27 protein-coding genes and 1 tRNA gene are annotated in these 20,512 nt (G+C 33.5%); 16 read left to right on the top strand and 12 right to left on the bottom strand.

Annotated elements, in window-relative coordinates; all coding sequences use genetic code 11:
- Positions 1-45 precede the first annotated feature (45 nt).
- Entirely contained in the window at positions 46-957 is a 912-nt protein-coding gene (locus AAGU22_RS12000; protein ID WP_458719341.1) for a transcription initiation factor IIB, read from the bottom strand.
- Positions 958-1,077: 120 nt separating this feature from the next.
- Between AAGU22_RS12000 and AAGU22_RS11995 the strand changes: the two genes are divergently transcribed.
- Positions 1,078-1,614 carry a hypothetical protein gene (locus AAGU22_RS11995; protein WP_458719340.1) on the top strand — a complete coding sequence of 179 codons (537 nt, stop codon included), beginning with the start codon at positions 1,078-1,080 and terminating at the stop codon, positions 1,612-1,614.
- 476 nt (positions 1,615-2,090) lie between these two features.
- Positions 2,091-2,531, top strand: coding sequence for a hypothetical protein (locus AAGU22_RS11990; RefSeq protein WP_458719339.1), 441 nt, complete (start codon positions 2,091-2,093; stop codon positions 2,529-2,531).
- A 159-nt stretch (positions 2,532-2,690) separates the two neighbouring features.
- On the opposite strand, the gene AAGU22_RS11985 is transcribed toward AAGU22_RS11990, so the two are convergent.
- Positions 2,691-2,972 carry a hypothetical protein gene (locus AAGU22_RS11985; protein ID WP_458719338.1) on the bottom strand — a complete coding sequence of 94 codons (282 nt, stop codon included), beginning with the start codon at positions 2,970-2,972 and terminating at the stop codon, positions 2,691-2,693.
- A 455-nt stretch (positions 2,973-3,427) separates the two neighbouring features.
- On the opposite strand from AAGU22_RS11985, the gene AAGU22_RS11980 reads away from it, so the two are divergent.
- From AAGU22_RS11980 to AAGU22_RS11970, 3 genes are all read left to right on the top strand, one after another.
- Complete coding sequence (locus AAGU22_RS11980) at positions 3,428-3,661, top strand: hypothetical protein (RefSeq protein ID WP_458719337.1); 234 nt, start codon at positions 3,428-3,430, stop codon at positions 3,659-3,661.
- 329 nt (positions 3,662-3,990) lie between these two features.
- A complete protein-coding gene (locus AAGU22_RS11975; protein WP_458719336.1) occupies positions 3,991-4,377 on the top strand; it encodes a response regulator in 387 nt (128 codons plus the stop codon).
- A gap of 117 nt (positions 4,378-4,494) precedes the next feature.
- On the top strand, positions 4,495-4,647 hold the full coding sequence (locus AAGU22_RS11970; protein WP_458719335.1) for a hypothetical protein: 153 nt from the start codon (positions 4,495-4,497) through the stop codon (positions 4,645-4,647).
- A gap of 43 nt (positions 4,648-4,690) precedes the next feature.
- Here the strand turns inward: AAGU22_RS11970 and AAGU22_RS11965 are convergent, their stop codons facing one another.
- Positions 4,691-4,852 (bottom strand): hypothetical protein, encoded by a 162-nt coding sequence (locus AAGU22_RS11965; protein WP_458719334.1) that lies wholly within the window; start codon positions 4,850-4,852, stop codon positions 4,691-4,693.
- 836 nt (positions 4,853-5,688) lie between these two features.
- Between AAGU22_RS11965 and AAGU22_RS11960 the strand changes: the two genes are divergently transcribed.
- Positions 5,689-5,958, top strand: a complete 270-nt coding sequence (locus AAGU22_RS11960; RefSeq protein WP_458719333.1) for a hypothetical protein — start codon at positions 5,689-5,691, stop codon at positions 5,956-5,958.
- A 356-nt stretch (positions 5,959-6,314) separates the two neighbouring features.
- On the opposite strand, the gene AAGU22_RS11955 is transcribed toward AAGU22_RS11960, so the two are convergent.
- Positions 6,315-6,413: transfer RNA gene (locus AAGU22_RS11955), tRNA-Asp, on the bottom strand.
- Between the two features lie 112 nt (positions 6,414-6,525).
- On the opposite strand from AAGU22_RS11955, the gene AAGU22_RS11950 reads away from it, so the two are divergent.
- The 7 genes from AAGU22_RS11950 to AAGU22_RS11920 all read left to right on the top strand — a co-directional run bounded on the left by AAGU22_RS11950 (position 6,526) and on the right by AAGU22_RS11920 (position 12,213).
- Complete coding sequence (locus tag AAGU22_RS11950; protein ID WP_458719332.1) at positions 6,526-7,335, top strand: helix-turn-helix transcriptional regulator; 810 nt, start codon at positions 6,526-6,528, stop codon at positions 7,333-7,335.
- Between the two features lie 78 nt (positions 7,336-7,413).
- Positions 7,414-7,644, top strand: a complete 231-nt coding sequence (locus tag AAGU22_RS11945) for an Lrp/AsnC family transcriptional regulator (RefSeq protein WP_144728919.1) — start codon at positions 7,414-7,416, stop codon at positions 7,642-7,644.
- A 95-nt stretch (positions 7,645-7,739) separates the two neighbouring features.
- Positions 7,740-7,940: a hypothetical protein gene (locus AAGU22_RS11940; RefSeq protein ID WP_458719331.1), complete on the top strand. Its 201-nt coding sequence runs from the start codon at positions 7,740-7,742 to the stop codon at positions 7,938-7,940.
- A 116-nt stretch (positions 7,941-8,056) separates the two neighbouring features.
- The gene (locus AAGU22_RS11935) at positions 8,057-9,025 is read left to right on the top strand and encodes a rhomboid family intramembrane serine protease (RefSeq protein WP_458719330.1); all 969 of its coding nucleotides are present in this window, start codon (positions 8,057-8,059) and stop codon (positions 9,023-9,025) included.
- A gap of 204 nt (positions 9,026-9,229) precedes the next feature.
- On the top strand, positions 9,230-9,844 hold the full coding sequence (locus tag AAGU22_RS11930) for a twin-arginine translocation signal domain-containing protein (RefSeq protein ID WP_458719329.1): 615 nt from the start codon (positions 9,230-9,232) through the stop codon (positions 9,842-9,844).
- Positions 9,825-11,621: a cytochrome b gene (locus AAGU22_RS11925; protein ID WP_458719328.1), complete on the top strand. Its 1,797-nt coding sequence runs from the start codon at positions 9,825-9,827 to the stop codon at positions 11,619-11,621. The genes AAGU22_RS11930 and AAGU22_RS11925 overlap by 20 nt, the downstream gene beginning before the upstream one ends.
- A 115-nt stretch (positions 11,622-11,736) precedes the next feature.
- Positions 11,737-12,213: a cupredoxin domain-containing protein gene (locus tag AAGU22_RS11920; RefSeq protein ID WP_458719327.1), complete on the top strand. Its 477-nt coding sequence runs from the start codon at positions 11,737-11,739 to the stop codon at positions 12,211-12,213.
- A gap of 7 nt (positions 12,214-12,220) precedes the next feature.
- On the opposite strand, the gene AAGU22_RS11915 is transcribed toward AAGU22_RS11920, so the two are convergent.
- The 7 genes from AAGU22_RS11915 to AAGU22_RS11885 form a co-directional block, all read right to left on the bottom strand.
- Positions 12,221-12,613, bottom strand: coding sequence for a hypothetical protein (locus AAGU22_RS11915; RefSeq protein WP_458719326.1), 393 nt, complete (start codon positions 12,611-12,613; stop codon positions 12,221-12,223).
- An 87-nt stretch (positions 12,614-12,700) separates the two neighbouring features.
- Positions 12,701-13,351, bottom strand: coding sequence for a hypothetical protein (locus AAGU22_RS11910; RefSeq protein WP_458719325.1), 651 nt, complete (start codon positions 13,349-13,351; stop codon positions 12,701-12,703).
- Positions 13,352-13,413: 62 nt separating this feature from the next.
- Positions 13,414-13,689: a hypothetical protein gene (locus AAGU22_RS11905; RefSeq protein WP_458719324.1), complete on the bottom strand. Its 276-nt coding sequence runs from the start codon at positions 13,687-13,689 to the stop codon at positions 13,414-13,416.
- A gap of 168 nt (positions 13,690-13,857) precedes the next feature.
- Positions 13,858-15,198, bottom strand: coding sequence for a serine--tRNA ligase (serS, locus tag AAGU22_RS11900; protein ID WP_458719323.1), 1,341 nt, complete (start codon positions 15,196-15,198; stop codon positions 13,858-13,860).
- On the bottom strand, positions 15,191-15,469 hold the full coding sequence (locus AAGU22_RS11895) for a KEOPS complex subunit Pcc1 (protein ID WP_458719322.1): 279 nt from the start codon (positions 15,467-15,469) through the stop codon (positions 15,191-15,193). The genes serS and AAGU22_RS11895 overlap by 8 nt, the downstream gene beginning before the upstream one ends.
- The gene (locus AAGU22_RS11890; RefSeq protein ID WP_458719321.1) at positions 15,453-16,976 is read right to left on the bottom strand and encodes a hypothetical protein; all 1,524 of its coding nucleotides are present in this window, start codon (positions 16,974-16,976) and stop codon (positions 15,453-15,455) included. The genes AAGU22_RS11895 and AAGU22_RS11890 overlap by 17 nt, the downstream gene beginning before the upstream one ends.
- Before the next feature lie 3 nt (positions 16,977-16,979).
- Positions 16,980-17,426 (bottom strand): 30S ribosomal protein S15, encoded by a 447-nt coding sequence (locus AAGU22_RS11885; RefSeq protein WP_458719320.1) that lies wholly within the window; start codon positions 17,424-17,426, stop codon positions 16,980-16,982.
- Positions 17,427-17,522: 96 nt separating this feature from the next.
- Between AAGU22_RS11885 and AAGU22_RS11880 the strand changes: the two genes are divergently transcribed.
- The 3 genes from AAGU22_RS11880 to AAGU22_RS11870 all read left to right on the top strand — a co-directional run bounded on the left by AAGU22_RS11880 (position 17,523) and on the right by AAGU22_RS11870 (position 20,034).
- Positions 17,523-17,948 (top strand): zinc ribbon domain-containing protein, encoded by a 426-nt coding sequence (locus tag AAGU22_RS11880; protein WP_458719319.1) that lies wholly within the window; start codon positions 17,523-17,525, stop codon positions 17,946-17,948.
- A gap of 89 nt (positions 17,949-18,037) precedes the next feature.
- Positions 18,038-18,547: a hypothetical protein gene (locus AAGU22_RS11875; protein ID WP_458719318.1), complete on the top strand. Its 510-nt coding sequence runs from the start codon at positions 18,038-18,040 to the stop codon at positions 18,545-18,547.
- 674 nt (positions 18,548-19,221) lie between these two features.
- Positions 19,222-20,034 (top strand): TIGR00269 family protein, encoded by an 813-nt coding sequence (locus AAGU22_RS11870; RefSeq protein WP_458719317.1) that lies wholly within the window; start codon positions 19,222-19,224, stop codon positions 20,032-20,034.
- On the opposite strand, the gene AAGU22_RS11865 is transcribed toward AAGU22_RS11870, so the two are convergent.
- Positions 20,031-20,240 carry a hypothetical protein gene (locus AAGU22_RS11865; protein ID WP_458719316.1) on the bottom strand — a complete coding sequence of 70 codons (210 nt, stop codon included), beginning with the start codon at positions 20,238-20,240 and terminating at the stop codon, positions 20,031-20,033. The two genes, AAGU22_RS11870 and AAGU22_RS11865, sit on opposite strands and share 4 nt — an antisense overlap.
- Between the last annotated feature and the right edge of the window lie 272 nt (positions 20,241-20,512).

Genomic DNA, 20,512 nt, shown 5'->3' with positions numbered 1-20,512 from the left:
TTTGTTGTAATTGTTCAAAAAAAGACTAAAGTTAAAAAGAGGGCGTTAATTGAGAAATGATGCATTCACAACTACATTTCTGACTTCTGAAAGTCTTTTTCTTAGCGTCATTATGTTAATATTAGCTGCCGAAGCGATTTTTGCTTGCGATATTTTTTGTTTATGTTTTCTACATGTTATGTAAAGAATGGCTGCAGCGATTGAGAGCGAATTCTTACCAGAGAATACATTCTCATTTTGTATGGCCAAAAGCATATCTATAGATTCTCTTGCTGTTCTCTCACTAATTTCTGCCTCGTCTGCTATCTTTCTTATAAAAATAGCTGGTTTGAATTGTACGTGTGTAATTTTCAACTCTCTCATTAAAAGACGATAGCATCTGGCGGCAAAAATTTCATCAGCTTGTACCATTTGGGAGATTTCCGGCAATGTTCTTGGGATATTGGTTTTCTTACAAACTAGGTATACACATGAAACGATCATTTCCTTTATTGATCTTCCTTTAATTAGTCCGTTTTCTAATGCCTTCTTGTAATAAGATAATGCCTCTTCTATGCAGAACGATGTCAAGGATAATTTATCTTTTATACGATTCAAAAGATCTATGACTATTTTCAAATTTCTCCTCTTGTTTGAGCAACTGACAATTTTATTTAAGAATTCTATCTTATTATGTTCTTTCCTATTTGAAAACCTTTTGGATGTACTGGTATCATAATCTGCAATTGCTGTTGACATTCCTTTATCATTAAGAATAATGGAATGAGGCAATACGGTGTTAGTATCACTTTTATATTTTTGAAAATCAGTGTCTAACTCAGCATCATATATCTTATCTTGAACAATGATGCCACATGACTTACAAAGCTTCTCACCTTTCTCGTAGTCATAGATAATAGTGTGTTCGTGTACTGGTGAATATTTTTCTATATTTTTAACTATTAAACTATTATACATCGATGGATGTTATCTTGCAGGATATAAGACATCTATGTATACTATGTCACATTTCTCTTATTTCGATTACAAATGGTTACAAATAGTTACGGTTTTAAGGTATGAGTACTAAATAATATCATGGATGGCCCATCGTCTACTGTCAGATCCTTTCGTATTGATAAATCCCTTTCTGAAATTCTAAATGCAGAGGCAGAGCGAATGGGTATATCTGTAAATGCTATGATTAATTCAGTCCTTAAGCAGTATGCTGAATTTACGAGGTTTCAATCAAAATTGGACATGCTTATTGTAAATCGTGAAGTTTTCAAGTCTTTATTATGTCGTTTAAATGACGATGATGCATATAACTTTGGCCTTGAAATGGGCAAAGATATTCCAAATGATACTATACTATTTTGGAAAAAAGATATCACATTTAATGGTGTTTTGGAATATATTGAAAAAATAGTATGTACTTATGGATATATTGGAACTTACGATGAATTGATTACCGGTGAGTACAAAATAATTGTAATTAGACATAGATTGGAAGGGAAGGGTTCAAAGTTTCTGTCAGGATTTTTTAGATCATTGCTCAAACAAACTTTGGGAATAGTTGCTGAAATAGATATTACCGAGTACTCTGTAAAAATAAAGATAAGAGTATCGGAATAAATAGATCTGTGATCTCGTAAAAGGAAAAACAAATCTTGCCAGTCAATTTTTATGGATAAATAAAAACTTTGTTACACAAGAAGTTGTAATGTCCGAAGAACCTATTAACAGAAAAGATGACGTCGAACAGGATGTGAGAGATACCGCAGATCATGTCGAAGAAGGCTTTGATGAAGCAGGAGATAAATAAAAGCTGGTGCTAAAGCCATAGGAAACAAAATAAAAGATCCAAACACCGGCCTTGACACCGAATACAAAGAAGAAAAGTTAAAGGAAGAAGTAAAAGATATTTAGATATTTTATATAATATATCATCTCATTTTTCCTAGATCTTTCTTTTGATATTCTATATGGTAACTTCGGTGGAGCATCAATTGTATTCCTATATTGGAAATCTTTTTTAGATTCTTTAGATAAATATATTTGTGTTCTTTCTTTATATCAACTATTTATAGTTTGAATAATAGATCTTTACAATGTCTAAAATAAATATTTCGTTATTTGGAATTGTGATTGCAACTATATTTTCAATGACTCTTAGTTTACAATCAGCCAATGCCGAACCCATGACTATGGATATTAATAAAGCTAAAGATCCTGGTCCTGGATTTGGTACAGAAAAGATAGGGACACTCTCAATCGATACCCAAAATAAAACATTAGATATTTCAGTAAATATGACAGCAACGCCTAAACAGGATAAAGTCTTTGAAGCATGGCTGGTTGACGCAGACGGATCTAACTACAAGTTAAGCCTAGGTTCACTTGATGGAAATAGCTTGAAAGTCTCAGATAACATGGTAAATCCATATACCTATACACAATTTATTATAACTGAAGAACCAGTTGATGATGTCGACCCTAATGCAGCAGGTACGTATGGAGGAGCTGAATTACAGGCACCATTCGGACAATAATAATTTCCTTTGTTGAATCATCATAATTTTCAAAAATCCCATTTTTGTTGCGATAAAACACGTTTAAATAATCATTATCTTTTAGACCTTTAATCTAAATGTCTAATATGTAGTATAACTATGGATGCAATATTTCAAATAAATATTGATTATTGTTAACTACTTTAAAGTCTCAAAATGTACTCGCATTGGAAAGTTGACGGATTCATGAAAGTGAAGTTTCTTGAAACCTCTTTCATTTGATAGGAAATCTTCGATCTTGCCGGAATACTTTATTACGTTTCCTGCCAATTCTGCTTTTATTATCTCTGTGACATTTAATGCAATTCCATTTTCATAGTCAACTTCCCATAATTCGTTTATAAACCCATCTAAAAGAACATATTCCACAGATTTTGAGGCGGCAGGTGTAGGAACATTACTTTCTTTTTCTGTGTTCAACCGATCTATTATTGTATCTGAAGTTATTATATTTATTGCTAGAAATCCAAGTCTTGTCTAGATGATTCGAAAATAACTCCAAAATAATTGGATATTCATGTAATTTTTGATCAACGATCCAAATAATTAAGTTAGAACACCTCGAGAATTATGCCCATAGAATATTTTTTGGATTATTATGGGGCTATTATATTGTTATAATTGCAGAAATTCCCATTCTGAATCATTAAGGGTCCGTATTAATACTCGACGGTAGTCAATATATAGTAAAAAATTCTTTATTCGTGCCTCATTATCTATAAAAATCTGTATAGAAAACATCTAGTTAATACGATATGGAGTCATAAAAAAATATGGCCTTCTATCTGAGCATAGATTTATCTTCCGTCGAAATAATTAATAAAATGTTTGTCCAATTATATGATCTATTTAAAACTTGTTTTATATGAAATTGTGTGTCGGGCAATTTGGATATAAACTGGTCAGATGTAATTAAAAAGGAAGCAAGAGGGATTAATGATTATGATTTAGGGGAGGTCCAAGAAATTAGTGAAGACTATATTATTGCAGAAAGAGGCGTAGTTGACAAAACTAAATATATGATACCTAAAACATTAGTTTCTAATTTTGATGGACATAATTTACATTTTACCGTCTCTGAGCAAGACGCCCATAAATATAAACAATAAGTAGAAATATAGAATTTACCAAAACCTGTGTGTTTTATTCTGAATACACATTTTGACAGAATACCTCGTTTTTGTCAGGATCGTATAATGTATTCATAATTTTCTGAAATGTGATTTGCAGTTGAAATGTTAGTCAGAAATGAATAGTAAACGTATATTGATACTAATGGCTGCAGAATTATGCAATCATTTAAGATGAGTTGATGGATAAATATTTTTAATCTTGACTGTTTAAACCGAATCTGAGATTAGAAAATATCTATAAAATATAAACATTAGAATTTATTAATGTATGTTGTACTTGATATCTTACAGAAGTGATAAAGATAATGATCATTGAAGATGAGCAGGATTTGTTAAATTTATATAAAGATTTTCTAATAAACAAGGGATATCACATTTCTGTTACAAACACGACCGCTTCAAATGTTCTGGGTGATTATGAAGAGTTTAAACCCGATCTTGTTATTTTGGATTACAAACTTCCAGATGGTAAGAACGGGCTTGAAGCGGCAAATGAGATTTTTGGAAAGTATCCATTTGCATCCATTCTAATCATTTCTGCGTATGATTCAGTTAAACAATCTTTTAATAGTGAGAAAAAATTCATTGCTAAAAACATTAAATTGTTAATTAAACCATTTAAATTATCTAAGCTAAATGAATTAGCAGTTGATTTAGTGAACAGACGACCCAATAAACAAATCAAAAACTAATATTGTTGTTACCATTAAGTAGATTGATAATAAAATGTGGTTTAAATTGGGTAAGATTCCCGTTAGTACAACAAACCTGATTGGATAATCATAGAAGACGATATATTGAAAAAGTTAATGTTTCAGATCACAAATGACTATGGTGTCAAAAAGTTCTCCAGTTTTGAAAATGCAGGATTTACTGAAATAGTATTGACAAATTCAACTCCAAATGAGAAAAAACTAATCGATTTGTTAGGCGAAAAAAGGATACCTGCTAAACGACCATGATCACGTACTGCCACTTTTCATTTCATTAGTAGGCTTGATTTTCTTACCCTCCTCCACCGTCTTTTCCACCACCCGAACTTTCTACTTCTAGCTCCTTTAATTCTTCGTCTACTTCAGTTTTTGATTTGGTTATAGGTTTAAGCATTTCTTTTTTTAATTTGTCGCTATCTAATGTTTCCCCATTTTTTTTCTCATTATTGTCCATAGACATCATAGTACAAGAACAATAAATAAACTTTGAAATTATTGATAAATGTGATTCCTAGAAAAAACAATAATAAAAGTGTCCTAGAGAATATATCGACTGTCCATACATGTGGTTTATTTAAACGTTGAATTACTATAATTTAAGTAGTAAAAAATATAATATCTAGAAAATTTAGCTGTAGATGTTACTTTGATAACTATCAATATTTTGTACAGTATTATTTGACCATTTTGATGTTCCTATCAATAAAACACGATTGATCTAATGACAATAAATAGAAAAATGACATAAGAAAGTAACTTTAGATTTTGGTATTTGATTTACGTTTTAATGGAGTAGATCATATACTGAAAATCCAGCGGGTTCAAAAAATGATATTGCAGATATTGGATTGATAAGAACACTTGATTAATGCAGAAGTTTATTGTAATTGGTGACTTTAGAAAGCCGAGTATGAAATAGTTTGACTACGTTGTGTCACTGTTGATGTTTTTTTTGGACAACTGCGCTTACGCGTGATATCGGATATCTTGAAAAAAAATCCTAATTCTATTTGTAGAATTTCAAATCGGATGATTCTTCTGAAAGCGTTAAATATGTTAGATATAAAATAATCAGGTTCACTTTTCTAATATTATCAAAATATCCTTATAATGGTTTTTCTAGGCTGTAAAGAGCAATTGACCAACATATATTGCATTTTCTATATTTTATTGTTGATTGGTCATTCGATCGTTAGATATAAAGTAGCCGGCATCTGGTTGTAAGACTTTTTCTAACTATCTCCATTAAAATAGAGTTATATTTATATAGGAAAAAATGTAGTTCTTTGCATGGTCAGTTATAAACCAATATTAATAGCTGGTTTAATCATGGTAGTGGTTGGGGTAATAGGGGTATCGATTACATTTCCTGTTGTAATTCAAGATGCTATACCTGATACGGAATATAATATACAATCTCCTCCTAATGAAGTAGAATTCCGAAATCCGATGGTAGATGCAGAAGTTGTCTCTATCATGTTAATTATTGTTGGATGGGCTGTATCGCTTTATGGATGGTACGCCAAGACGGACAAAAAGAATCCATCCATTCCATCCTAAAACCAAATCCAAAATCTAAGAATTGACTAAGACTAGCTTTGGTCAATTCGTGGATATTTGTAATTATCCTGGCTGTCTGTGTTCAGTATTCTCTAGACTTAACTTTCCGCAGAATGGTTTATTTTGTAAGAACCCTAAAAATTTTGATATCTGTAACAAAGTTCCTCTTGAGTAAGTTATCGATACTGTTGTTAAATATTATTTAACAACTGATAGCACGAATTCAAAAAACTTCTAAATATACGGTGCTATCAAAATTACTAATTTAATATCGACCTTTCATAACGTCCTATTATCAAGAACCTTACTATTAGTTATGAGGTAAATTCTGAGGAGGAAACAAGAATCCTATAAAGCGCCCGGGCCGGGATTCGAACCCGGGTCAAGGGAGTGACAGTCCCCCATACTGGACCGGACTTTACAATGCAATTAATGCATTTCTATACTACCCGGGCACTTCAAATTTTATCATTACCAAAACCAATTAAAACGTTTTGTTTTATACCCTCCGTAGGTTTACTTCATTTAAATTATCAAGTTTAAATTCCAGTTCTCTCAATTTAACGTATGCTCAGCCAGGCCGACGATGACTTTCAATCAGTTTTCTTTGAACTTGCAGGGGACCTGCGGATATACATGCTCATGAAATTATCCATAAAACCCTATCGCTTATCTCAGCTGGCAACGGATTTAAATGCCACTATGCAGGAATCACATCGTAATATTAACCGATTAATTGATTCAAAACTTGTGAAAAAAACAGGAGAAGGCGAATTATTATTGACTCCGTATGGTGAGATTATTGTTTCTCTTATTCCAAACTTCAACTTCCCATTTAAACACAAAGACTATTTCCAAGAACATACACTTAGTAACCTACCTTTAAAATTCATTCAGAGAATTGGTTCTTTGAACAATTGTGAGGTGGTCGTGGGTGTAATGGCTGTTCTTCAACGATGGAAGGCTGTTTACCACAACTCTCAAGACTATATCAAGGAGGTCATCTCTCAAGTTCCAATCGATTTGATAGAAACCATAGCTGAAAGAGTGAATAATAATGTCAAATTCTGTTATATCTTCCCGGCTGATGTTGTGATTCCCAAGGGAAGAAATGAACTATTAAAAAAACTTGGATGGAAAAATCTTGTGTCTAAGGGAATTGTAGAACGTCGAATGATGGATAAAACAAACATAGTGACGATATTTAATGAAAAAGAATCCTGCATATCCTTTCCGACTCTAAAGGGGGAACCTGATCTTAATATTATGTTTTATAGCCAAGATACCTCATTTCATGAATGGTGTGAAGACTTTTTTGATTATGAATGGGCCAGGGCTAAATTATTTGATGAATCAAAATTAAGTCCAGAAATCTAGTATTCTGAAATTCAATTGAACTAATAAATTCGAATCTAAATCACATTTTTATATTTGTTATAGGTAGTTATCTGGTATATGCCAGAAGCTTTTGTGCTTATGAATGCAGAATTGGGTAGTGAGGAATCAATTGTTAATGAATTAAAAAAAATAGATTTAGTAAAACATGTTTATCAGGTATATGGTGTCTATGATATAGTAGCTTTAGTAGAGGGCGAAAGCATGGATAAAGTGAAAGAAACTATAACATGGAAGCTAAGAAAGCTGAATGGGGTAAAGTCTACTTTGACTATGATAGTAATGGAATAATCAAATTCCACTCATTCTTTTATTCTAGTTTGGTAGAATTTTGGTAAAAGATGTTAATAGCAACTTTAATTTATATCCTCATTTTGTAAATAATTGTGAAATTATTTTCTAAAAAAAATACAGATAAAAAAAATACAAAGGATAAAAATAAAAAAAATGAGGACGATGGTAATAAAAAGAAATGCAAATATTGTGATATGATATTCGAAGAAGATGATCGGCTAAGACGACATATTAGAAAAGCTCATAGTGAAACGAATAGCGATATGCCTAATTTCAACCCTTTTGGTACGTGAGAAACACAAATATTTTTCTATTTTATGATTGACAACCTGCTTTAATTATGTTCCCAATTCATGATGATACTCCTCGATTAAATGGACGGCCATATGTAAACTATGGTCTGATTGGCATGAATATTGTCATTTTTATTTATGAAGTCATTGTAACTTCTAACTTTTCAAATAGATCCGCAGTTATTGCATTATTTTACAACTATGGTTCTATTCCAGATTTGATTCTTTCGGGTCAAAACCTGGGATCACTTTTTAGTTCAATGTTCATGCATGGAGGCATAGCACATCTTTTAGGTAACATGTTCTTTCTTCACGTTTTTGGCGATAATTTAGAGGATCGTTTTGGTCATTTCAAGTATTTGATGCTGTATCTTTTTTGGGGGGTTATGGCTGGTTTTGCACACAGTATTTACGCTGTAGCCACAGGTGAAGGAAGTATACCCGCAATTGGTGCATCCGGAGCAATATCGGGTGTTTTAGGCGCTTATCTAGTTTTCTTTCCTCATGCCAAGATTCATACCATCATATTTGCATTTTTTATAACTACCGTCAGAATTCCTGCAATAGCGTACATTCCATTTTGGTTCATAATGCAATTAGTATTTGCGTTAATCGGACAATCAGGCGGAGTTGCATATCTAGCTCACATAGGCGGATTTATTATCGGCTTGGCAACAGCTTTTGGATGGAAGTTCTTTTCGAATATGCTTTCTAAACAAAAACAATACCCTTCACAAAATTATCGACGAAGGTCCTCTATTTCCTCGCCCTCTTTTTCAAACGACTCCCCAAATAGAAATGACCGTTCAAAATCCATGGATGAAGATAAATTGGAAAAATCCTTTATTCCCGAAATCATAATCGGAGAGAAATTCATCGACGTAATAGTAGAAGATCGGAATACTTTGAGTGATTCTCAAGTTCAAGCAAATTTTGATGAATCAATAAACAGCTTATCCTTACTTATTATTGATACTAACAAGAGATATGATATACCTGTTCCACATCCAGCGAATACCATTCTCCGTGTATCAAATGTTTCTGCTAGAAATGGAATTATTAGAATAAGACTTGATGTGAACTAAAATATATTAAGTATTGTCTACAAACACTAGTCTTTTTTGTATAATTGTTTTGATCTAACAATTTTAAAGCTTGCTACTGCTAAGCATTTTTTTCTTTTTGGAAAAGTAAAATCAATTAAAAATTTATTGGTGAAAAACCATGGTGTTGAATATATAAAATCTAAATAAAGATTTATAAGATATCTTTCCACATTTTTGAATATAATGTCTCAACGACAACCTCCAAAAGTTGACGGAGGCAAGATTTCACGTAGAGATTTTTTAAAATTGCTTGCAGCCGCAGGTACAGTTATGACCTTTACTCCTTTCGTAGATTGGGGAAAATTTTTGCCTAATCCAAAAGAAAGTTCGGAAGAGCGATCAAAGGTGGTTCTGCCTGACGGAAGTCAAGCAAATGTTAATACATTCAAAATAAATCATGCTGAAGCTGTTGTGTATCCGTTATCGGAGGATCCAGTACTAAATGAAGAAGCATTCAGAACCTGGCAATTTATTAGGCTACCGCCAGAACTTGGAGGAGAAAAAAATGATGCATCTGCCTTCAGAATGTTTAGTATGGTTTGCTTGCATTTGTGGTGCTTGTGGAAATATTGGCCTGAAGACGGCAGAAAGCGTGGGGAATGTCCATGCCATGGGTCAATGTACGATCCTTTGACCGGGGAAGCTTTTGCAGGGCCGGCCGCACTTCAAGCCCCACCTTCTAATGTCTTACCAATGTTAGATCTAGAGGTTGATGATGAAGGCAATGTTTGGATCAAACCCCCTAATTGGACTCCATCTGGAAATGGGGTAGTTGGATATGGGCGCTTCCTTACATAATCAAGACAACAGCCTGGTAAGGCTATTCAAGTGGATTTACACCGGTTTCGATAGAACCATATTCATGGGGCTAAAATTTACCCTACCCACCAAGTTTGTCAGCCCGCTTGGATTCCTTGGTATGTTAACTTTTGTAGTCTTTATCATATTAGGTATCACAGGTGCCTTCTTAATGTTATGGTATGAACCCATACTCGATAGAGCATGGGATAGTGTAAGTAAGATTAACGATACGATACCATACGGATTTCATATGAGAAATATACATTATCATGCCTCCAATGCGATGGTTATGCTTGCAATACTGCACATGTATTACCAGTTTTTCAGTGGTAGATATAAAATCCGAAATGAAATGCTGTGGGTAACAGGAATCTTGTTAGGCGTATTAACTATTCTCGAGGCTTTTACTGGCTATGATATCATTTTTAGTGAAAGAGCTGAACTAGCTATTTCTATAGCGGCATCGCTGACTAATTCCATTCCCATTTTGGGGCCCGACATGATGAACGCGTTCTTCGGGTCTGGGTTTCACGACTTTGTACTCAGATTCTATGCATTCCATGTTTTCTTCTTGCCCATTGTACTGCTGGGATTAATGGTAGTACATTTTCCACGATTTTTGGTATTTGATGTTCCCATGGTGATGGCTGTTGCGGGAGCGATAATGTTGACCGGAGGTGTATTTCCAATTGATATGGGACTTAAATTTGATCCAAATGTGCCGCCGGGAATCACCGTTCCAGAATGGTATCTTACAGGGCTGTATTCTTTCTTAAGAAGTGCATTCGACAAGTTTACTACTGGTGTACTCTGGCCTGGACTATTCATATTCACATTGTTAATAATTCCATTCATAGATAGGTACAAAAAATTCTCTTGGAAGGACAGGCCGATTATAACCGCGATAGGTATAACCAGTATAGCTCAGATCATTATTACTACATATTGGGGATTTTATATCGATCCCGATAGGACCAAGTCTTTGTTGGAACGATTGGTAATTGACCCGATTTTCCTATACACCGTTATGGCATTGCTAGTTCCATTGTCATTTGGCTTTACGTACTTGATGATAAAGCTGGCGAAAAATGCAGAGGCTAACGCAAAGAAACAAAAACCCGCCGAGAAGAATCCAATACAGCTTCCAGCTAAATGGCTGTATATTCTCTTTATAGTGTTAATAGCATTTCAAGTATACTTGAACATAGCTGCATATTACGCTGTATTAAATGGTATGAAGAACTACTCTCTCTTCTTGATAGGAATATTGATGCTGGTATTTGCGGGAATGTTCCATCTTTATAGATATTCGCGGGGACTTACCAAGTCTAATGTAGAAGTTATAACTACCAATAAGCGCAAATTCGTTTTCCCGTCTTTTGGTGCGGGTTCCACAAAGTCATTACCGGATAAAACTGCTAAGGCTGGTGAACTATCTGATTCTTCGGATCGCATCTTTAATGCCCCATCGGATAAGTCGCTAGAAGACAAAAAACCTGTCCCGGTTCCTGAAATATCCTCATCAAAAGGAAGTTCTTTACCGCCGTCCTCAAGCAATTCCGCAACAGGTATTGATGCTAGTACTGGGTCTACACCAGATAATGACTATAATCCGAATTTGCGAACCACTACTGGTTTATTACATTCCATCAAAAATGATCAAAATGATGGAAAATTACGCCAACAGATTAATTCCAATGAATCAACCCCTGCTACTTCAATTTCGGATATGGAAGGATCAAAAGCTACTAATCCAGACAAGAATCGTACCTAATTTTTTTTACTCCTGCAATTTTATCTCTTGATTTCTTTTATTTACCAAGTACCTTTCTATTTTTATAGTTTCATAAAAAAAAATATTTATTATTGTATCAAGGAATAAAATCTAATTGGAAAAAGTAAAAAAACAGTCCCAAATTGGCGGGATTAGTATTATTTCCTTTGTAGTGATAGTCACTATTAGTTTAGCATATTATCAATTCGTTTATACTCCAGCAATAAATGCAAAACCTGAAGTATCCGAGGAAATCTTGAATCCATCTGGAACTACTGATATTGCAATTGCTGAAGGTTCTTCGCTACCTGCAAATCCAACTTTCTTTGTTCCCAAAGAAATAAGAGCATCATTAGGTGTCTCAAATAAGGTGGTTTGGACAAATGATGATGTTACTGCACATACGGTAACGAGCGATAATAACTATGTAGACCCTATCAATGGCCCATTCAATTCTCTAGATACAATAGGTCTAATTCCACCTCAAGGTACATATGACTTCACTTTTACCCAACGGGGTGATTACATGTACCATTGTGAACCGCATCCTTGGATGACTGGTCAGGTATCAGTTGAACCCAGCTTCGGATAAATTTATTTCATTTTTTTATTTTTATGAATTTAATATCTGATGCTATTTCTTTATGTTCTTGAATTAGTGTGGCTCTAAGCTTGACAACTGATTCAGTATTTTTGGGAACATGTTTTGTAATAGCTTTCAATCTTATACTACTAGGGTTTTGAAGCTCCTTTTTCATTATAGAAAGTCTTGCGTATGGATGGTTAATTTTTTTACCATTAATCTCTGTATACGTAAAAACATCTGACGAATCTTCGATTTGGGAATTTATACTTATGCTGTCGAATCTACCAGTATAATCAATTGTTATTATACACTCCAACTCTTCTCCCACGTTGATTTCTTTGTTCTTGAATTCTAGAAAGATGTTCTTAGTTTTTTCGACACCACTTGTGTCATCCTTTCTCCCCATACTTTATCTTCCTAAAGATTGTCTTTTTTAATTCTATGGGTTGAGCAATCGCTCTACTGCGTTTTCATTATTCATATTAATACTGATCTAAAGACTTTTCCAAACCCTCTTTTTGTCATCAAATAAAAAGATCTGCATTTGGATCTCACTTTCTTTATTACCTGTAGTCCCGTCATAGTCATTGAGCAGACTATCGTAATACTCGGCTTTACCGTATTCATGTTTATTCTTTTCATATTGATCCTCTGAAAATGAGGATTGAGATACTTTCTTGAATAATTCTGTTAAGTTTTCAATTGCTACCTCGATTCTTTCAAGCCCTTTAATAAATTCCGAGTCAATCTTATGTACTAACAAAAAAATTGTTCTCTTAAAAAATAATAGCTCAACTTCCCTTTTGGTGTCTGCTTTATCACTATTTTTGACGTGCACATTAACATCAATGGTATCTTCAGATTCAAAATAATCTGTTATGGTTATTTTTAATTTAAGCCCTTTTCTTCCCCTTCTTTTCTTAATATTCTTGATAACTCCTACCAGATCTGTCCATTTTTCGATTGTTATGCAATCGAAAAAGTCTGTATCTTTGTTTTTTACAAATTCAATTTCTAAAGTGCTTGCATAGCCTACATCTTGATTAATAGAATTTTCTGAAATATAATAGTCTTTGAAAAGATTATTGATAGTCTCAATTTCACCAAGCGATAGACCCCACTGGCTCACTATAATTTGATACAAGAGAAACAAACAATAATTAAAAATTTATTATATAAATAAAAAGTACTGATCCTTTTTATTTATTACCAGTGGTGTTTCTCGTCAGGCATTAGCCCTATCTGTTCTTTTTGGAAGTATTTCTCTAATTCTTGAGTCCATTTCTCTTTAGCAGATGACCCCCCAAGACCTTTCCTTCTCAACCAAAATGCAATTACACTCAGCAAGAATACTCCAAATAACATGGTTCCAAATATGTATATCATTACATCATAGAACAATGGATCATATTGAGGCCCGATTTGTAAGCCAAAGTTTTGGAACATACTACTTGTTTGAGACAGTACGTTTAACAAGCTCATTATAATATGAGCCTGACAACTAAGATATATACATTTTGGTTGCTATATTTTGCAAAACAATATCTCATTAGCGATTAATTTTTCTCCGTTTATATGAAAACCAAGTTAATGAACATCTTGACAAGCATGGATGAATTTTTATAGAACATGGATATGCAATTTTTTACCTTATTTGCCTATTTCCGCCATATCATCCATGTACTTTTTCAAAGCTTCCGGAACCATAATTGTTCCCTTACTAGTCTGATAATTTTCTAGTATAGCGACCAGGGTTCTCTGAATCGCTACAAGGGTACTATTCAATGTATGAACTAAGGATGTTTCATCGTTAGGATTGTTTCTATACCTTATCCTTAAACTTCTTGCTTGATAATCGGTGCAATTTGAACATGAACATATCTCTCTATAAGAATTTTGAGCAGGAAACCACGCTTCAATATCATAAGTCTTCGCAGACACCTTTCCAAGATCTCCAGAACACAAAATTATTGTCCTAAATGGAATCTCTAGAATTTCATAAAATTTTTCAGTAATTTGCAAGAGTTTTTCGTGTTCCTTCCAAGAGTCTTCGGGTTTGCAAAAGACGAATTGCTCTACTTTTTCAAATTGATGTACCCTAAAAAGTCCTTTCATATCTTTACCGTGTGCACCAGCCTCCTTCCTAAAGCAAGTACTAATCCCACCATATCGGAGGGGGAGATTTTTCCCGTCCACTATTTCATTCATGTGCATTGATGCTAAGGGGTGTTCTGAGGTGCCTATCATATACAAGTCTTCATTTTCTATTTTGTAAATGGTTTCCTCAAAATCGCTTAATATGACCGCTCCTTCCATTGCATCCCTTCTAATCATGAAAGGAGGTTGCACTACTGTATATCCTTCTTTAATCAAATAATCTATTGCAAAGTTAGATAGTGCCATACTTAGTTTGACCATTTCGTTTTTTAAAAAATAAAAACGAGATCCTGAAATTTTTCCAGCCCGTTCCATATCAATTAGGCCAAGTTCATTTGCAAGGTCTATATGATTTTTCATTTGTAAAATCCCTGAAAGTTCATTATGGGCCATGATTTCACTCGCTGATTTTTCAATTCCTTCGGTAGGTTTTTTTAATACCTTTAGCCTTCCATTATACTCCCTTGTTATTTTATTGTCTTTTTCGTCTTTGCCTAATGGAACAGTTTCGTGAAAGAAATTTGGTAAGCTACGGATGTATTTAGAGAATAATTCTTCATTTATTTTGCTTTCCTCCTCCAATTTTCTAATTTCCGTACCGATCTCACCCATTTCATCGATCTTCATAGACGCATCCTCTTTTCTCTTCTTTTTTTCTGATATCTCCTTAGACAGTGTGTTTTTCTGATGTTTTACGCGTTGTAATTCAACTATCAAATCCCGTCTTTGTTTGTCTGCATTGAATAGTTTGTCCAGGGGAAAATCCATATTTCTATTAGCTAGCATTTCTTTTACTGCTGTCTGATTTTCTTTTATGATCTTTGGATCAATCAATTTTGGTCACTTCTTTGATAATAGCAATATGTTCCATGATCTCTTCAATTGTGTTTATAAGCGTATTAATATTATTTTTCCTTCCAATATTATCTCTGAATCCGACTTTCAACAAAAACTGTGTTCTGTTTGTCTGTACTTCCATTTTTAGCCCCTCGGGAAATTCTTTATTATCGGGATTTAGAGTTTTAAAAATGGTTTGTACATCTTTTTCTTCTTTACATTCTATCACTATTTTTGTATCAATACAAATATCAGGATCTTTTTGCATCCAAAACTATTTTTTTGATATTCGATAAAAAGACTTCTAAATTAATTATGGGAACTCTGATCTCTATCTTGTCAGCAATATCTATTATAACACTTGTTGGACTGGGTCTAGTATTATAACTATTCAAACCGTCATGGATTTCGGCAAGCTCATAAATCATTTTCTTCATTTTAACAAAGTCTACCTTTGCTAGCTTTGGTTTTATCAGGGTATACTTGTATTCGTCATCACTCTCTGTTGACAGGATTCTAATACAAATCAATCTGTCTGCAAATGAAACAGATTTTTCGAGAATTGAAGTGAAAAGATCAATGTTTTTTTCATCTAGTATTCCCTCCCCGTTAACGTAAATGGTTTCCTTGTCATCATAGAATCTCCATTTTTCATCAAAAATCTTGTTGCTTACACTTTTTATGAGATTATCATGATCTATAATTTGGTTCTTTACTTGCATCATTGCGTCGTCTCTTTCACCGAGGCATATTGATAACCCGAGTCCAAACGTTTGATTTCTGACACACAAGTCTAGAGATTTAGAAAATGACCCAATATTTTTTAAGATGCTACCTGTTTCTTCATTCGTCAAGATGTAGTTATACCCAAACAATAAATCTCGATTTCTTTTTTTCATCTCTTTGATATTGTCATCGCTTTTGTTTTTATGGTAGCAATTTTCCTCTATGTACTTTTCAATGGCATTGAATATTTTATTGAAGTCTTCATCCTCAAGTTCATTCCATGTTCTAATTCTTTGATTATCAGTAATTTTGATCCCTGATTTCTCTATTATTTTAATTGAATTTTCTTTATCCCATGTAACTCCTTTGATGAAATGGGTTGTATTATTTTCTATGGCGTCTACAATTGGTGTAGTTTCACTTACTCCAAAGTTTAGTCCCTTTTTTCTCTCGATTAAGGTGAGGTCCAGTGCAGATTGCAAAATTTCTTTGAGTTCCGTCTGATCAATATTGTTAAAATCAATGTTCTTTGAAAATGCAGCAACGATAGGTAAGAAAGAACTATGAATTATCTTTCTATCAAAGTTTTTGGCTATTAAATATGTCAAACTGGACGATGTATGTTTATTTTCTTTGTCACTATCCCTTTGCCATATCCACGGATTAACAAAGGTTACGGCTTTATCTTTTTCTATGATTTGATCTAAATTGCGTGAATCTGAATTAACAAACAAATAATAGCTTTCTTGGATGAGGCTGGTTATAAGATCAAAGAAGTTTGAATCAAAATCTACAAAAACATAAAAATCGTGCTTCTCTTCAGCTACCTTCATCAATTCTATTTTAAAGTCTTCAACTTTTGATGAATTAATGCATCTAACTGTCGTATTTCCTTTTGAGTTATGAATAGAACTTAGTAAGATGGCGCTACCCACTAAGCCATCTACGGTTGAATTAGAAAGAATAAAAATATCTTTTTGGTGTTCTATTTGATTTAATAATTTTTGACTTGCTGTATTTAATATATGATCACGATCAGTAAATCGCATTCTCTACTCTAGTTTAGCGATTACTGCTGCGTATTTCCAAGATTTAGTTACTTTACCTGTTTTTTTATAATATCTGGATAGCCTATGTATTTTCGATTCTATCAACTCCAGCGACCTGACATTTCTCTTATCACTGTTGTGGACATTCAAGTGTTTTTGTAATCCCAAGGCCTTGCGAAGGAGCCTTTCTAGATCTTCAGGCATTGATCTCTGGATATCATTTTCCTGCATAATTTGAGTAATGGTTTTTCCAATAATTGGTTTAACTAAGGGGACTGCAAATTCATCTCTTAATCTTAAACCTATCTCACTAGCGGACATACCATCCTTTCCAAACTCTACAATTTTCTTTATAATCTCTTGACTATCGATGGCCCAAGAGGGTGCATTTTTAGAAGTTGGTCTAATAGAATGTGATTTTCCATGTGTGTGGGCATGAGTTCGTGCCATTTTTCTCTGTCTTAATATGAAAATTTACATATCTTAAATGTTATCATTATTCTTTAACATAAAAGTTATATAATTCCTATCTGAGTAATTTTTAATATGAACAAGGCATACTCAATGGTAGCAGCTTTTTCATTGGTAATGGGTTCAATACTATTATTACCAGTATTAAATATTGCATATGCTCAATATAGCGGTCAACCTGGTTCTGCAACTTTGGAAGAACAACTTACCTTGGCTAAAGAGAAAATTAGTAATGCTCAACAACAAGGTGCATACGGTTCTGGTACTGCAATGTTTGGAACTAATTTGGATAGCACAGTATTGATGATAATTCTAATCACTGTAATTATTGGCGGGGTTAGTGCTGCATTCTTTGCTGCAAGCGGAGTTAGTGGTAAGAAGAAGAAGTTGGCTGTAACAGCTGATGGTAGTACTACTGCCAGTGGCAAATTCTGCACAAACTGTGGTACACAAATGGGTGACGGACAAAAATTCTGTGGAAGCTGCGGAACCAAAGCCTAATTTTTTGTTTTGACCATTTAGCGGTTTTCATTGGAATTAAATGGGTAATTTTGGTAAAGTTTATAAGTCACCTTGTTGATCTATAACTTATGAGTAAAGAAGTTAATACAACAAATACAAATGTCTCTACCAACATGGACAAAAAAGTAAATTCTTATATCAACCTCACAGAACAATCGGCAGAAAAAACACTTGATACTATGAAAGATAATATGATAAAATCATTCGATGAATATGTTAAAATTCAACCTAGATTTCTACAGTCTGTTTCTGATTTTCAACTTGAAGTGATTCAATCTTCAAAGGATGCTATCAATAAGACAATTACCCATCAAAAAGAATTGATAAGGGAATATGTAAACGTGTCTCAATCACAGCCTAATGAAACATATCAACAGCTCTTCAACAAGACCAATGAAAATGTAGATAACTTTGTAAAAGCAATCACCGCCAATAATCAATTTAATTTTGATGCAATCGATACTACTCGTGAAAATGTAAAGCTATATAATAAAACATTAGATGCATATACCGAATATATCACAAACGCCTTTAATGCCTGGAACGCGTTTATTAGGTCTTTTTATCAAAATAAATAAACCTTTTTTTACAACCTACTGGTTTAGTCCTTCTTTTTTTAGATGATTTTTGCAATATTAAAGAAATTTATTACACGTTCTTAGGCTTTCAGTATGATGTTTTTTACATATTGTATTTGTTCAACGGATTGAGCCAAAATTATTAGCATTTTTTATCTGTAGATTATCAAAACTATGCGCTATAATTTTGGTACTCGTCACACCGGGATTCATGTTATTTTCATAATAACACATTCGAGTGAGATCAAGTCTTTGCACCTTAGTAGGGACTAATAATCCGCTGATCCAAGATCGTGGCAAGGATTAATTGATAAAGTGTGACCATTAAACATTCACTCTAAGATTTTCACCACAAAACTTGAGATGCTATGTTAACCATTAATGATTTTTTTGGAGGATCATAAAGGGATTATAGACAAACATCATTACCAAGTTAATGTAAACACAAAAAACTAAATTTACGCATATTTGAAAACGAATGATTATTGTTTTGACTTTAACACTTTTAACTTGTTTGTTAGTATGCTGTACTTAGCGCTTTGCTGCCTACATGCAATAAATGTAACAAAAGACCAGTGGTGTTTAACCGGCTGTACTCTGGTGAAGTTCTTTGTAAATCTTGTTTCATACATTCAATTGAAAAGAAAACTTTACACACCATTTCAAGGTATTCCATGATTAATTATGGTCAACGGGTCGCTGTAGGAGTATCCGGCGGAAAAGACAGCCTTGTTCTTCTTTACATCTTAAAAAAAATTTTAAAAAATAATAATAATGATATAGTCGCAATCACAATCGACGAGGGGATTGAGGGCTACCGTGATGAATCTCTCACCATAGTGAAAGATTTTTGCAATAAATTAGAAGTGCCTTTTAAGATTTTCAGTTATAAAGAATTGTTTGGTTCAAGTATGGATGAAGCGATTGTAAAAAGGCCATCAAAAAAGGTTAGCTCCTGTTCCATCTGTGGAACATTTAGGAGAAGGGCATTAGATGTTGCAGCACTTTCAATGCAATCAGACATTCTTGCAACTGCGCATAATTTAGATGATCACCTTCAAACATTTATGATAAATTTGTTTTCGGGTGATGTTGGGAGAATCGGCTGGATGTATCCTCAACCCATAACATATCAAAATGGATTAAAGAAAATTAAGCCACTCGTAGAGTTATATGAAAATGAAATAGTATTTTACGCCTTCCACATGGGTATTGAATTTCAGGCAGATGAATGTCCTTATATGAACGAAAGCATCCGTAGCGACTTTCGAGTATTTTTCAATGATTTAGAAAAAATCCACCCGGGCATAAAATACAATTGTTTCAACTCCATGAATAAACTATCTAAAATAATAAAAAATTCTGATAATAATAAACAAACCAAAAATGCTTGCCTAAATTGTGGTGGGATTTCAACCGACGAAATTTGTTCCGTCTGCAAAACGGTATTAATGTTGGATATGAATAAAAAAAAACTAATGAACTAGTGATCGTTCTTCTTATCTTTTTTAGAAGATTGCCACCAGTCTAGATAGTCGTCGCTTTTATTCTTCCGATCTACCGTATTTATTTTCTCATGCAATTCTTCGAATTTCTCTCTAGGAGCATAAAGGCCACAACCCCTACAAATAAAGTTCTTTGTAATTGTATCAAAATTCAAGCTACCTCCACATTCAGGACAAAATTTGACCAATATTATAACTTGTAAAGATTTATACTAAAGTGTTTTGGATTATCAATCAATCTGCATTATGATAACGTGAATATTCTTGACTAAATAGTAATTATGAAAGAGACACTACGCAGTTTGAATTATATGCATTGACCTGCCAGATCAAACCAAACCCGTATTCATCATTATAGATATACTATGTCGAATTAATTTTCCAGACTATAAAGTATTTACCTCTCGTCTCGGCATATGGACTTTTATCTTCATTCCATTCTAAAATGGTCCGTTCGCCC

The sequence above is a fragment of the Candidatus Nitrosocosmicus sp. R genome (assembly GCF_054408505.1).
The sequence above is the reverse complement of the archived record's forward strand: the minus strand, read 5'-3'. Positions and strand labels throughout refer to the sequence as shown.

What these genes read in the sequence shown, in the direction of transcription:
- AAGU22_RS12000 (WP_458719341.1), bottom strand. Translation starts at nt 957, where the DNA reads ATGTATAATAGTTTAATAGTTAAAAATATAGAAAAATATTCACCAGTA.
- AAGU22_RS11995 (WP_458719340.1), top strand. Translation starts at nt 1,078, where the DNA reads ATGGATGGCCCATCGTCTACTGTCAGATCCTTTCGTATTGATAAATCC.
- AAGU22_RS11990 (WP_458719339.1), top strand. Translation starts at nt 2,091, where the DNA reads ATGTCTAAAATAAATATTTCGTTATTTGGAATTGTGATTGCAACTATA.
- AAGU22_RS11975 (WP_458719336.1), top strand. Translation starts at nt 3,991, where the DNA reads ATGATCATTGAAGATGAGCAGGATTTGTTAAATTTATATAAAGATTTT.
- AAGU22_RS11970 (WP_458719335.1), top strand. Translation starts at nt 4,495, where the DNA reads ATGTTTCAGATCACAAATGACTATGGTGTCAAAAAGTTCTCCAGTTTT.
- AAGU22_RS11965 (WP_458719334.1), bottom strand. Translation starts at nt 4,852, where the DNA reads ATGGACAATAATGAGAAAAAAAATGGGGAAACATTAGATAGCGACAAA.
- AAGU22_RS11960 (WP_458719333.1), top strand. Translation starts at nt 5,689, where the DNA reads ATGGTCAGTTATAAACCAATATTAATAGCTGGTTTAATCATGGTAGTG.
- AAGU22_RS11950 (WP_458719332.1), top strand. Translation starts at nt 6,526, where the DNA reads ATGCTCAGCCAGGCCGACGATGACTTTCAATCAGTTTTCTTTGAACTT.
- AAGU22_RS11945 (WP_144728919.1), top strand. Translation starts at nt 7,414, where the DNA reads ATGCCAGAAGCTTTTGTGCTTATGAATGCAGAATTGGGTAGTGAGGAA.
- AAGU22_RS11935 (WP_458719330.1), top strand. Translation starts at nt 8,057, where the DNA reads ATGAATATTGTCATTTTTATTTATGAAGTCATTGTAACTTCTAACTTT.
- AAGU22_RS11930 (WP_458719329.1), top strand. Translation starts at nt 9,230, where the DNA reads ATGTCTCAACGACAACCTCCAAAAGTTGACGGAGGCAAGATTTCACGT.
- AAGU22_RS11925 (WP_458719328.1), top strand. Translation starts at nt 9,825, where the DNA reads ATGGGCGCTTCCTTACATAATCAAGACAACAGCCTGGTAAGGCTATTC.
- AAGU22_RS11915 (WP_458719326.1), bottom strand. Translation starts at nt 12,613, where the DNA reads ATGGGGAGAAAGGATGACACAAGTGGTGTCGAAAAAACTAAGAACATC.
- AAGU22_RS11905 (WP_458719324.1), bottom strand. Translation starts at nt 13,689, where the DNA reads ATGAGCTTGTTAAACGTACTGTCTCAAACAAGTAGTATGTTCCAAAAC.
- AAGU22_RS11895 (WP_458719322.1), bottom strand. Translation starts at nt 15,469, where the DNA reads ATGCAAAAAGATCCTGATATTTGTATTGATACAAAAATAGTGATAGAA.
- AAGU22_RS11890 (WP_458719321.1), bottom strand. Translation starts at nt 16,976, where the DNA reads ATGCGATTTACTGATCGTGATCATATATTAAATACAGCAAGTCAAAAA.
- AAGU22_RS11885 (WP_458719320.1), bottom strand. Translation starts at nt 17,426, where the DNA reads ATGGCACGAACTCATGCCCACACACATGGAAAATCACATTCTATTAGA.
- AAGU22_RS11880 (WP_458719319.1), top strand. Translation starts at nt 17,523, where the DNA reads ATGAACAAGGCATACTCAATGGTAGCAGCTTTTTCATTGGTAATGGGT.
- AAGU22_RS11875 (WP_458719318.1), top strand. Translation starts at nt 18,038, where the DNA reads ATGAGTAAAGAAGTTAATACAACAAATACAAATGTCTCTACCAACATG.
- AAGU22_RS11870 (WP_458719317.1), top strand. Translation starts at nt 19,222, where the DNA reads ATGATTAATTATGGTCAACGGGTCGCTGTAGGAGTATCCGGCGGAAAA.